Below are 12497 nucleotides of genomic sequence, written 5' to 3' on the forward strand. Positions count from 1 at the left end.
AGCGCCCACCCCTGAAGGCCAGGTCATGACCGACAACACCCCCACCGTCGTCGTCCTCCACGGTGGCGACCCGCCGCCCGCCATGGACAGCATCGCCCGCGTCGCCGAACTCCGCCCCACCACCGAAGACGACCTGGCCGCCGCACTGCCCGGCGCCGACGTCCTGTTCGTGTGGGACTTCCGCTCCGACGCCGTCGCCGAGGCCTGGCGCCACGCCGACTCGCTGCGCTGGGTCCACGCCGCCAGCGCCGGCGTCGACCGACTGCTGTTCCCGGACCTGCTGCACTCCGAAGTCGCCCTCACCAACTCCCGCGGCGTCTTCGACGGCCCCATGGGCGAATACGTCCTGGCCACCGTGCTCACCTTCGCCAAAGACCTCCACACCAGCCTCCGGCTCCAAGACCGCAAGCAGTGGCACCACCGCGAAACCGAACGCATCGCGGGCAAACACGCCCTCGTCGTCGGCACCGGCCCCATCGGCCGCGCCATCGCCGCACAGCTCACCGCCGCCGGACTCCACGTCCACGGCGCCGGACGCGTCGCCCGCCACGACGACCCCGACTTCGCCACCGTGCACGCCTCCGACGAATTGACGGCCGTGCTCGGCGAATACGACTACATCGTGCTCGCCGCACCCCTGACCGACCAGACCCACGGGCTCATCGACGCCACGGCCCTCACCGCGGTCAAACCCACCGCACGCCTGATCAACGTCGGCCGCGGCGAACTCATCGTGCAACCCGACCTCGTCGAAGCCCTCGAAGCAGGCAACCTCGCAGGCGCCGCCCTCGACGTGTTCGACACCGAACCCCTCCCCGAAACCTCCCCGCTGTGGGAGATGCCCAACGTCCTGATCTCCCCGCACATGTCCGGCGACACCCTCGGCTGGACCACGGAACTGGTCGAACTGTTCCTCGAGAACCTGCGCAGCTACGCCCAAGACGGCGCACTGCGCAACGTGGTGGACAAACAACGTGGCTACGTCAGCGGAACGGAGCGCAAGCGATGACCTCGACCCCCCATGCGGCCACCCCCCGGCCCGTCCCCACCGAGACCACGGCGGCCGACCTCACCGCCACCGACATGCTCGAGCAGTTCGCCCGCGGCGACCTCTCCCCCGTCGAAGCCACCGAGGCCACCCTGCGCCGCATCGACGACACCGACGGCGCCGTCAACGCCTACTGCCTCGTCGACGCCGACCGCGCCCTCGAGCAGGCCCGCGCCTCCGAAGCCCGCTGGGCGCGCGGCGAACCGAACGGCAAGGTCGACGGCGTCCCCACCTCCATCAAGGACATCTTCCTCACCCGGGACTGGCCCACCCTGCGCGGCTCCCGCACCGTCGACCCCGACCAGCCCTGGACCGCCGACGCACCCGCCGTGGCCCGGCTGCGCGAACACAACGCCGTGTTCATCGGCAAAACCACCACCCCCGAACTCGCCTGGAAAGGCGTCACCGACAACACCCTCACCGGCATCACCCGCAACCCCTGGAACCCCGACCGCACCCCCGGCGGCTCCAGCGGCGGCGCCGGTGCCGCCGTCGCACTCGGCATGGCGCCCCTGGCCATCGGCACCGACGGCGGCGGATCCGTGCGCATCCCCGCCTCCTTCTGCGGCATCTACACCATCAAACCGACCTACGGCCGCGTCCCGCACTTCCCCGCCAGCCCCTTCGGCACCATGGCCCACGCCGGACCGATGACCACCACCGTCACCGAAACCGCACTCATGCTCGACGTGCTCAGCGGCCCCGACAGCCGCGACTGGTCCGCACTCGAACCACCCGCGCACTCCTTCCTCGACGGCCTCGACAACGGAGTGCGCGGGCTGCGCATCGCCCTGAGCCCCGACCTCGGATTCGCCACCGTCGACCCCCAGATCGCCGACGCCGTCGCCCGCGCCGCCCAGGTGTTCACCGAACTCGGCGCCACCGTCGAACACGCCGACCCCGGCTTCACCGACCCCGTCGCAGACTTCCACGTCCTCTGGTTCTCCGGCGCCGCCAAATCCGTCGCCCACCTCACCCCCGCCCAACGGGAACTGCTCGACCCCGGACTGCGCGACATCGTCGAAGAAGGCCTCACCTACTCCGCGCAGGACTACCTCGAGGCCACCAACACCCGCATGGCACTGGGCCAGCGCATGGGCGCCTTCCACGACACCTACGACCTGCTGCTGACCCCCACCGTCGGCGTCCCCCCGTTCGAAGCCGGAGCCGAAACACCCGCCGACGCCCCCTCCCCGCGATGGACCGGCTGGACCCCGTTCACCTATCCGTTCAACATGACCCAGCAGCCCGCCGCCAGCGTCCCCTGCGGGTTCACCACCGACGGCCTGCCCATCGGCCTGCAGATCGTCGGCCCCCGCCACAGCGACGCCCGCGTCCTGCGCGCCTCCCGCGCCTACGAACAACTCCACCCCTGGAGCCGGCCCGGGCGGTGAACCCGAAGCCGGTTTCCACCGCGGAGCCGACGGCCGCCGGAGGATCACCACTGCGCGGCCGACACCACACCGGACCCGCGACACCAGCAACACGCCCTCAGGTCAGGGTGAGCATGCCGACGACGATCACCGACGTGACCAGCACCGTCGAGCAAGCACCGAGCAGCAACGCATTCCGGCCGGTGCGCAGCAACCCGCCCACCCTGACCGAGGTGCCCAGCGCGAACATCGCCGCCGCCAGCAGCCACGTCGCGCCCTGACTCGCCGCATCCAACACCACCGGCGGCACCGAACCGGCGCTGCGCAACGCCATCGCCGCGAGAAAACCCACCACGAACAGCGGCAGCACCGGCGTCCGCCGACCACCACCACCGCCTCGCCGCGCCAGGCCCATCACCGCCACCATCGGCGCCAGCAACACCACCCGGCCGAGCTTGACCACCACGGCCACCGCCACCGCACCGGCACCCGCCGGAGACGCCGCGGCCACCACCTGCGCCACCTCGTGCACGCTGCCCCCGGCGATCCGGCCGATCATCTCCGGCCCCAGCCCCCACACACCGCCCAGCAACGGCACCAACAGCATCGACAACGAACCGAACACCGTCACCATCGCGACACTCGTCGCCACCTCCTCGTCCTCGCGCTCCACCACGCCCTCCACCGCCGCGATCGCCGACGCCCCGCAGATCGAAAACCCCGCCGCCATCAGCACCGACAAACCACGCGACACGCCCAGCACCCGGCCGAGCAGCACCGTGCCCGAAAACGTCACCACCACCGCGGCCACCACCACGCCCACCGTCGCCACCCCCAACCCCAGCACCTGACCCACCGCCAGCTGCAAACCCAGCAACACCACACCCGCCCGCAACAACGCCTTCGACACCCACGCCAACCCCGCAGCCACCGCACCCCGGCACCCCGCCACGTTGCCGACCACCACACCCAGCGCCACCGCCGCGGTCACCACACCCACACCCGGAACCAGCGACGCCACCACCGACGCCACGACCACCGCGACCGCCGTCAACGCCACCCCCGGCAACCGCCCTAGCACACCCCGAGCAACAACAGGACCGGCACTCATCAACATCCGCACGAACCGACCCTCACCCACCGCCACACCCACCGGTAGCCGGAAACCACGAAGGTCCTCATAACCGGAACGCATGACCGAACCCGCACACAACACGCAGAGCTACAGTCACTGCATGGCCGATCCCGACCCGACATCCCTGCGGCTGCTCGTGCTCATCAGCGAACTCGGCAGCATCGGCGCCGCCGCCGCACAACTACGGATCAGCCAGCCCTCCGCCAGCAAACGCCTCACCAGCCTCGAACGCGGCCTCGGCCTGCACCTCGTCGAACGCACCCGCCGCGGCGCGACCCTCACCCCCGCAGGCACCACCGTCCTGGACTGGGCACGCCGCGTCCTCACCGAAATCGACGCCCTCACCACCGGCGTCCACGCCCTGCGCGCACAACACCGCCAACAACTCCGCGTCGCCGCAGGCATGACCATCGCCGACTACCTCGCCCCCCGCTGGATCACCACACTGCGCGCCGCCTTCACCGGACTGCGCCTCGAACTCGACAGCACCAACTCCGCCACCGTCACCGAAGCCGTCCGCCACGGCCGCGCCGACCTCGGCTTCCTCGAATCACCCGACGTGCCCGACGGCGTCTCCGTGCGCTACCTGACCCACGACCGCATGACCGTCGTCGTCCCACCCGCACACCCCTGGACCCGACGCCGCGAACCCCTCGACCCCGCCGAACTCGCCGCCACACCCCTCATCGTGCGCGAACACGGCTCCGGCACCCGCGAAACCCTCGAACGAGCACTCGCGGCCGCCGCCATGACCACCACCGAACCACTGCTCGAACTGCACTCCACCACCGCCGTGCGCAACAGCGTCGTCGCAGGCGCCGGACCCGCCGTGCTCAGCACCCTCGCCGTCGACTCCGACCTCCGCACCGGACAAGTCGTCGAAATCCCCGTCGCCGGACTCGACCTGCACCGCCCCCTGCACGCCGTGTGGCGCGGCGGACACCGCCTCACCGGCCCCGCCGCCGCACTGCTGTCGACCGCACTCAGCGACACCGCCTGACCCCGCGCAACCCCGCCAACTCGGGAACGCGCACCAGCCGGTCTCACCGGAGCACCAGCCGACATCACGATCCGGACCTCGCACACCGGAAATACAAAAACGACCATTGTCTTCGCATGGACGCCCACGCAGACTGAGCCGATCTCAGCCCGGCGGGTTGACCATGAACGAAGGAGTTCCCATGTCGTCTCAGCCTGCGCCCGGGCCGGCCGCACTCCGCCGAGTCGTCACCGCCTCCATGGCGGGCACCGTCGTCGAGTGGTATGAGTTCTTCCTCTACGGAACCGCCGCCACCCTCGTGTTCAGCAAGCTGTTCTTCCCCGCGGGCGGCAACGAACTCGACGCCATCCTCGCCGCCTTCGTCACCTACGCCGTCGGCTTCGCCGCACGACCACTCGGCGGACTCGTCTTCGGCCACTTCGGCGACAAATACGGCCGCAAAACCCTCCTGCAAGTCAGCCTCATCATGGTCGGCGCCGCCACCTTCGCCATGGGCTGCATCCCCTCATTCGACTCCATCGGCTACCTCGCCCCCGCCATCCTCGTCACCCTGCGCTTCATCCAAGGCATCGCCGTCGGCGGCGAATGGGGCGGCGCCGTACTGCTCGTCGCCGAACACAGCCCCGACGCCAAACGCGGCTTCTGGGCCAGCTGGCCCCAAGCCGGCGTCCCCATGGGCAACCTGCTCGCCACCCTCGTCCTGCTCGGACTGACCACAACCCTCTCCGAGCAGGCATTCCTGACCTGGGGATGGCGCGTCGCGTTCTGGCTCTCCGCCGTCATCGTGCTCATCGGCTACTACGTGCGCACCCGCGTCACCGACGCACCCATCTTCAAAGCCGCCCAACAACAAGCCGCGCACGAAACCCACTCCTCCGGCGTGTTCGAAGCACTCCGCAAATACCCCCGCGGAGTCCTGACCGCCATGGGCCTGCGCTTCGGCGAGAACGTCATGTACTACCTGCTGGCGACCTTCTCCATCACCTACCTCAGCGTGGTCATCGGCAAGAACACCACCACCATCCTGTGGCTGATGCTGATCGCCCACCTCATCCACTTCGCCGCGATCCCCCTCGTCGGCGCACTCGCCGACCGCATCGGACGCCGCCCCGTCTGCGCCATCGGCGCCGCCCTGACCGCCACCTGGGGCTTCTTCGCCTTCCCCATGATGGACACCGGGCACAACGCGACCATCGTCGCCGCCATCACCATCGGCCTGCTCTTCCACGCCCTCATGTACGCCGGACAGCCCGCGATGATGGCCGAAATGTTCCCGACCCGAATGCGCTACTCCGGGATCTCACTCGGCTACCAGGTCACCTCGATCGTCGCAGGCTCGCTCGCACCGATCATCGCCGTCGCACTGCTCAACACCTACGACAGCGCCACACCGATCTCCGCCTACCTCACCGCAGCAGCCGCGATCACCCTGATCGCCATCGCCTGCGCCCGCGAAACCCGCGGCGCCTCACTGCACGACCTCGACCGCCACGACACCCACGGCCGCACCTCCACCCCCGCCTGACACCGCGCCCCACACCGGGCGCTCACTCCTCCAACGACGACATCACGTGCTTGATCCGGCTGTACTCCTCCAAACCGAAACGGCCGAAATCACGCGCCGACGCCGAATGCTTGAACCCGGAATGCGGCATCTCCGCCACCAACGGCCGATGCACGTTCACCCACACCGTGCCCGCCTGCAACGCACGCGACATCCGCAACGCACGCGCATGATCACGCGTCCACGCACTCGCCACCAACCCGTACCGCACACCGTTGGCCAACTCCACCGCCTCAGCCTCCGAGGCGAACCGCTGCACCGTCACCACCGGCCCCAACACCTCGTGCTGCACCAACTCATCACCCTGCTCCACATCCGCCACCACCGTCGCCTCGTGGAAGAACCCACGCCCACCCCGACGCCGGCCACCCGCCACCACCCGCGCGTGCTGCGGCAACCGCTCCACATGGCCCGCCACCAACTCCAACTGCCCCGCACTGTTCAACGGCCCGAACGCCGCATCCACATCCTGCGGCGGCCCCGGCCGCAACACCGCCGCCCGCTGCGCCAACGCCGCCACCAACTCCTCGTACACCCCGGGACCCGCCAACACCCGGCTCGCCGCCGTGCAGCTCTGCCCCGCATCACCACCGAACGCCGACTCCGCGATACCCCGCGCCGCCCGCCCCACATCCGCATCGTCGAACACCACCGCAGGAGCCTTACCGCCCAACTGCAGATGAACCCGCTTCAAATCCGCCGCCGCCGAAGCGGCCACCTCCATCCCCGACCGCACCGTGCCCGTGATCGAGAACATCCCCGGCACCTCATGCGCCACCATCGCCCGGCCACTGTCGCGATCACCGCAGATCACGTTCAACACCCCGGCCGGCAACACCTCCGCCGCCACCTCCGCCAGCAACACCGCACTCACCGGAGTCGTCTCCGCAGGCTTGAGCACCACCGTGTTACCGGCCGCCAACGCAGGCGCCACCCGCGCCACCGCCAGCAACAACGGATGCGTCCACGACGTCACCTGCGCGCACACCCCGATCGGCTCCCGCCGCGCGAACGACGTGCACCCCGCCTCGTACTCCCCGGCGGCACCCGCCTCCTGCACCCGCGCGGCCGCCGCGTAGAACCGCAACAGATCCACCGCCTGCGGCAACTCCCGATCCCGCACCACGTCCCACGGCTTCCCCGTGTTCCGGCACTCCGCGAGCACGAACCGCTCCGCGTCCCGCTCCACCGCATCCGCGAACCGCAACAACGACCGCTGCCGCTGCCCCGGCGTCATCGACGACCACTGCTCGAACGCCGCCGCCGCGACGCCCATCACCTCGTCGACATCGGTCCACCGCGTCAACGGAGAACTGCCGTACTCCTCCCCGCTGCTGGGATCGACCAACGGCAACGACTCCGGCGACACCGTCCCCGCACGAACCCCGCCGACGATGTTGCGCAGCTCCAGCGCAGTGGACACCCGACCTCCTCCGCCCGACGAAACCGATCACGCCGACCCTAACCGCGGCCCACAACTCCGCAGCTCAGCCGCGCCGCACGCTCCGGCACAACCACTGCCCACCGGTACCCACGACCAATAGCACCACCACCGGCACGAACGCCCACCGGTAGGCCGCCACCGCCGGAAGCTCCGACACGACCTCCAACACCGCGCCCACGAACACCTGAATCAGCACCGCGGCGAGGAAACCGCCCATGTTCACCACGCCCGAGGCCGCACCCGACCGGTGCACCGCGTTGGCCTCCCGCGCACCGTCGAACGCCAGCATCGCCGCGCCACCACCAAAACCCAGCACGCCCAGCACGATCACCAGCACCGGAGCCGACAACACCCCGGGCCACGCCACGATCAGCGACCACGCCACCACCACCAGCACCGACATCGCCAGCGTGTAGCGCTCACGTCGACGCGGCCTGCCCGCGATCCACTGGCTCGCCACCAGCGACCCCAAGATGAAACCGACCGCCGACACCAGCAGCAGCGCCCCCGCCGTGCCACCGGCCACGCCCTGCGCGCCCGTCAGCCACGGCGCACCCCACAACGTCGTGATCGCCAGGAACTGCGACAGCAGCACAAAATGCACCCAGAACGCGTGCTTCGTGCCCCGCTGCGCGACCACCAGCCGCAACGTCCGGCCGATCCGCTCGGCCGCGCCCTCGGCGGCCTCCGCGACCCGCCCGGCGGGCTGATCCCGGATCACGCCGGCGGCCACCACCGCCAGCACCGCGGTCAACGCCGCCGCACCGAGGAACGTCGGCATCCACCCGAGCCCGTGCAGCGCCGAGGTCAACGGCACCGTGGACAGCACCTGTCCGAGCCCGCCGACCAAACCCGTCAACGCCGCGACCCGCCCGTAGCGCTCAGCCGGGAACCACTGCGCCGCCACCCGCAGCACGTTGGTGAACATGAACGCGTCACCGATGCCGATGAGCACCCGGCCGGTGACCCCGCCCAGGATCGACCCGCTCACCGCGAACACCGCCGAACCCACCGCCAGCGCCACCACACCACCCGTGATCACCCGACGCGGCCCCAACCGGTCCGCCAGCAACCCCGACGGCACCTGCAACACCAGGTACACCCCGAGCTGCAGCGCCGAGAACAACGCCAGCACGCCCGGCCCCGCTGAGAACCGCACCAGCGCGTCGGGCGCCGCCACTCCGAGACTCGCGCGGTGGAACAGCGCGACGAAGTAGCACGCCGCGCCCACGCCCCACACGAGCCACGCTCCGCGCGGCGGCACCGCCCACTTCGCGACTTCCTGTTCCCCGGCAACACCGACCGACACCGGAACACCCACCTCTCTCGACTTGTATCCACCATAGATACAAGATGCGGATCAGTACTATGGGCGCGTGTCGAGCGCAACACCGGATCATCCCCCGCAGCCCCCCACCTCGGCGGGCGCCGAACCGCCCGCGGCCGATCGGGCGTACCAGCACGTCAAAGCGGGACTGCTCGACGGCACCTACCCCGACGGCCACCTGCTGTCCGAAGGGGAAGTGGCCACCGCGCTGAACATGTCCCGCACCCCGGTGCGCGAAGCGTTCCTGCGGCTGCAGACCGAGGGCTTCCTGCGGCTCTACCCGAAACGCGGTGCCCTGGTCGTCCCGGTCACCCCACCGAAGCCCGCGCCGTGCTGGAGGCCCGCCTGGCCCTGGAGAGCTTCGCGATCGACAAGCTCGCCACCGAAGGCCCCGAGGCGATGACCACCGTGGGACGCGAACTCGGCGAGCACCCGGCGTGCGACAGCAGCGCGCTCAGCGCCGCGCAGATGCACGAGACCGACCGCGACTTCCACGCCCGGCTGGTCGCGGCCGCCGCGAACCCCATCGTCGACGACCTCTACACCGCCCTGCGCGACCGGCAGCTGCGCATCACCGCGGGCGCGCGCACCCAGGACTGGCAGCCGCACATCAACCACCAGCACACCCAGGTCGCGGCGGCCCTGCGCGACGGCGACGCCGACATCGCCAAGACACTGCTGCGCGGCCACCTGCTGGGCGTGCTGCACGCGTTGGGCGTCGCAGGCGGGCCGATGTTCGAAGATCCGGCCTGACTCCCACTCCCGCGAACCGGCGGATCCCGCTCTCCTGGTCGGTGCGGTCGTGTTTTTTGATCTTCAGATCGTTAATTTCATTCGACACTGAAGTAATTGTTCTAATAAAGTGATTCAGGCGAAGAGAAGGGGCGGCGCGAACGCCGCCCCTTCTCGACCGGGGCGAACCCCGGCAGAGCTAGATCACGCCGGGGACGTGCCGCCCGCCGGCGGCTGCCCGAGCGCCCCCGTCTCCCCGCTGATCGCCTGGGTCGAGGCCTGCGGGCCGGACAACGCCTGGCCGCCCGACAACCCGGACGTCGCGCTGGGAACCTCCTTGCGCGCGACCTCCTCGGCAGCCCGGACCGCTTCGGCCACCTCGGGGTTCGAGGAGGTGTCGAACCACGCGGCCACCGACTCCTCCTCGTCCTCGGGACGGTCGGTGGGCGGCTCCTCCTGCGGGGGCTCGTAGCGGAACGTGCCGTCCTCGCCGGGTGCGCCGAGCATCCGGGCGAAACCTTCCAGGGACTTGTTGAAGTCGCTGGGCACCACCCACACCTTGTTCGCGTCACCCTGCGCCATCTGCGGCAAGGTCTGCAGGTACTGGTACGCCAGCAGTTCCGGGGTCGGCTTACCGCGTTTGACCGCGGCGAACACCTTCTCGATCGCCTTCGCCTGGCCCTGCGCCTGCAGGTAGCGGCTGGCCCGCTCCCCCTGCGCCCGCAGGATGCTGGACTGGCGCTCACCTTCGGCGTCCAGGATCGACGCCTGCTTGGCGCCCTCGGCGGAGAGGATCTGGGACTGCTTCTGCCCCTCGGCGGTCTTGATGGCCGATTCCCGCGCGCCTTCGGCGTTGAGGATCATCGCGCGCTTCTCCCGGTCGGCGCGCATCTGCTTCTCCATCGAGTCCTTGATGGACGGCGGCGGATCGATCGCCTTGAGCTCGACCCGCGCGACCCGGATGCCCCAACGCCCCGTCTCCTGGTCGAGCACCCCGCGCAGCTGCGTGTTGATCTGGTCGCGGGAGGTCAGCGTCTCCTCCAGGCTCATGCCGCCGACGACATTGCGCAGCGTCGTCGTGGTCAGCTGCTCCACACCGATGATGTAGTTGGAGATCTCGTAGACCGCCGAACGCGAATCGGTGACCTGGAAGTACACCACCGTGTCGATGGAGACCGTCAGGTTGTCCTGGGTGATCACGGGCTGCGGCGGGAAGGACACGACCTGCTCACGCAGGTCGATCTTCGCCCGCACCCGGTCCAGGAACGGCATCAGGAAGTTCAGCCCCGGCGCGGCCACCGTGCGGAACCGGCCCAGCCGTTCGACCACCGATGCCTGAGCCTGCGGAACCACCAGCACCGACTTGGCCACCACGACGATCACCAACAGCACTACGACCGCCAGCGCAATCCATCCGACAGGATCCACTTCGCCCTCTCCTTCACGGTTGCGCCGACACGATGGCGGTGGCGCCGGAAATCTCCATCACCAGCACCGTCGCGTCGGGTTCCAAGACTTCGGCCTCATCGAGCGTGCGGGCCGACCACACGTCGCCGTCGATGCGGACCCGGCCGCCCTGGTGGTCCACGGTGGACACCACGGTCGCCCGCTTGCCGAGGAGGGCGTCCACATTGGTCTTGAGCTCGTTGCGGACCTCGAACCGGCGTTTGAGAGCCGGACGCGCCCCCAGCACGAGTCCTCCCGAGAGCGCGGCGAACACCACCACGCTCAACCACAGCGGCGCCCCGAGCGCGACCGCACCCGCCGCCCCCAGCGCGGCGACGCCCAGCATGAGCAGCACGAATTCCCCGGACAGCACTTCGGCCGCCACCAGGAGCAATCCGACGATCAACCACACGAGCGGGGCCATGGCTCCATCGTGACAGAGGCCACCACCCTTGTGTGCGAATTCGCCCGACGTGATCAAGCCGGTATAGCAGGCGGGCACGCGGCCGTTCCCGCACGGCAGCGGGCGGGATCAGGTCTCGGTGACGAAGTCGATCAGACGTTCCACCGCGCCGATCAGCGGGGCCTCCAAGTCCCGGAACCCGTTGACCGAGCCGAGCACGCGCCGCCAGCCGTCGGCGGGCTCCCCCCAGCCGAGCTCGGCGCACACGCCTTCCTTCCAATCCTGCCCGCGCGGCACCCGGGGCCACGCCTCGATGCCGACCGACGCGGGCTTCACCGCCTCCCACACGTCGACGAACGGGTGGCCGGTGATGCACACGTGCGGATCGGTGATGCTCTCGACCAGCCGCGACTCCTTGCTGCCCGCCACCAGGTGGTCGACGAGCACCCCGACCCGATGCCCCGATCGGGGGCCGAATTCGGTGAGCAGGCCGGGCAGGTCGTCCACACCGTGCAACGGTTCCACCACCACGCCCTCGACCCGCAGGTCGTGTCCCCACACTCGTTCGACGAGTTCGGCGTCGTGCAAGCCCTCGACCCAGATCCGGCTGCCGCGCGCCTCCCGCGCCCGCAGCCCGTCGACGTGCACCGAGCCCGACGCCGACGTGCGCGTCGTGGCCGGAGCGTCCGCGCGCACCGGCACCAGGGTGACCGGGCGCCCTTCGTGGAGGAACGCCGCGGGGCGCATCGGGAACAGCCGCCGCCCGCCGCGGCGATCTTCGAGGACCACGTTGCCCTTCTCCACGCGCAGCACCGCCCCGCAGAAGCCGCTGGCCGGGTCCTCCACCACCAGTCCCGGCTCGGCCGGGACCTCGGGGATCTCGCGGCGCTTGCGACCGGAGGACAGGATGTCGTTGCCGTAGTTGACCGAACGCACGCGCAGACCCTACTCATCCGGGTGACCGAAGCGGTCGCGCCGCGCCGCTGGAGCGACCGCGACGCGGCCCACAACGCACCGCCCCCCCG

General features: G+C 70.1%; 12 protein-coding genes. 6 read left to right on the forward strand and 6 right to left on the reverse strand.

What is annotated here, in order from left to right:
* Positions 1 to 25 precede the first annotated feature (25 nt).
* Entirely contained in the window at positions 26 to 1009 is a 984-nt protein-coding gene (locus H2Q94_RS15390) for a D-2-hydroxyacid dehydrogenase (RefSeq protein ID WP_243787784.1), read from the forward strand.
* The gene (locus H2Q94_RS15395) at positions 1006 to 2442 is read left to right on the forward strand and encodes an amidase (protein WP_243787785.1); all 1437 of its coding nucleotides are present in this window, start codon (positions 1006 to 1008) and stop codon (positions 2440 to 2442) included. Before H2Q94_RS15390 ends, H2Q94_RS15395 begins: the two co-directional genes overlap by 4 nt.
* A gap of 97 nt (positions 2443 to 2539) precedes the next feature.
* Here the strand turns inward: H2Q94_RS15395 and H2Q94_RS15400 are convergent, their stop codons facing one another.
* Positions 2540 to 3532, reverse strand: coding sequence for a YeiH family protein (locus H2Q94_RS15400; RefSeq protein ID WP_397545355.1), 993 nt, complete (start codon positions 3530 to 3532; stop codon positions 2540 to 2542).
* A 124-nt stretch (positions 3533 to 3656) separates the two neighbouring features.
* On the opposite strand from H2Q94_RS15400, the gene H2Q94_RS15405 reads away from it, so the two are divergent.
* Both H2Q94_RS15405 and H2Q94_RS15410 read left to right on the forward strand, forming a co-directional pair.
* Positions 3657 to 4556 carry a LysR substrate-binding domain-containing protein gene (locus H2Q94_RS15405; RefSeq protein ID WP_243787786.1) on the forward strand — a complete coding sequence of 300 codons (900 nt, stop codon included), beginning with the start codon at positions 3657 to 3659 and terminating at the stop codon, positions 4554 to 4556.
* A 181-nt stretch (positions 4557 to 4737) separates the two neighbouring features.
* A complete protein-coding gene (locus tag H2Q94_RS15410; RefSeq protein ID WP_243787787.1) occupies positions 4738 to 6081 on the forward strand; it encodes an MFS transporter in 1344 nt (447 codons plus the stop codon).
* A 22-nt stretch (positions 6082 to 6103) separates the two neighbouring features.
* Here the strand turns inward: H2Q94_RS15410 and H2Q94_RS15415 are convergent, their stop codons facing one another.
* Positions 6104 to 7543, reverse strand: coding sequence for an aldehyde dehydrogenase family protein (locus H2Q94_RS15415; protein WP_243787788.1), 1440 nt, complete (start codon positions 7541 to 7543; stop codon positions 6104 to 6106).
* Positions 7544 to 7607: 64 nt separating this feature from the next.
* Positions 7608 to 8873: an MFS transporter gene (locus H2Q94_RS15420; protein ID WP_243787790.1), complete on the reverse strand. Its 1266-nt coding sequence runs from the start codon at positions 8871 to 8873 to the stop codon at positions 7608 to 7610.
* A gap of 67 nt (positions 8874 to 8940) precedes the next feature.
* Here H2Q94_RS15420 and H2Q94_RS15425 point away from each other — a divergent pair, with 67 nt between their 5' ends.
* Together H2Q94_RS15425 and H2Q94_RS15430 are read left to right on the forward strand one after the other, a co-directional pair.
* Entirely contained in the window at positions 8941 to 9294 is a 354-nt protein-coding gene (locus H2Q94_RS15425) for a GntR family transcriptional regulator (protein ID WP_243787791.1), read from the forward strand.
* Positions 9222 to 9644, forward strand: coding sequence for an FCD domain-containing protein (locus H2Q94_RS15430; RefSeq protein WP_243787793.1), 423 nt, complete (start codon positions 9222 to 9224; stop codon positions 9642 to 9644). The genes H2Q94_RS15425 and H2Q94_RS15430 overlap by 73 nt, the downstream gene beginning before the upstream one ends.
* A gap of 183 nt (positions 9645 to 9827) precedes the next feature.
* Here H2Q94_RS15430 and H2Q94_RS15435 read toward each other — a convergent pair whose 3' ends face one another.
* The 3 genes from H2Q94_RS15435 to H2Q94_RS15445 form a co-directional block, all read right to left on the reverse strand.
* A complete protein-coding gene (locus H2Q94_RS15435) occupies positions 9828 to 11051 on the reverse strand; it encodes an SPFH domain-containing protein (protein ID WP_243787794.1) in 1224 nt (407 codons plus the stop codon).
* Positions 11052 to 11064: 13 nt separating this feature from the next.
* Positions 11065 to 11493 (reverse strand): NfeD family protein, encoded by a 429-nt coding sequence (locus H2Q94_RS15440; RefSeq protein ID WP_243787795.1) that lies wholly within the window; start codon positions 11491 to 11493, stop codon positions 11065 to 11067.
* Positions 11494 to 11601: 108 nt separating this feature from the next.
* Complete coding sequence (locus tag H2Q94_RS15445; protein ID WP_243787796.1) at positions 11602 to 12408, reverse strand: DUF3097 domain-containing protein; 807 nt, start codon at positions 12406 to 12408, stop codon at positions 11602 to 11604.
* Positions 12409 to 12497 lie beyond the last annotated feature (89 nt).

It is taken from the genome of Saccharopolyspora gloriosae, from assembly GCF_022828475.1.
GTDB lineage: Bacteria > Actinomycetota > Actinomycetes > Mycobacteriales > Pseudonocardiaceae > Saccharopolyspora_C > Saccharopolyspora_C gloriosae_A.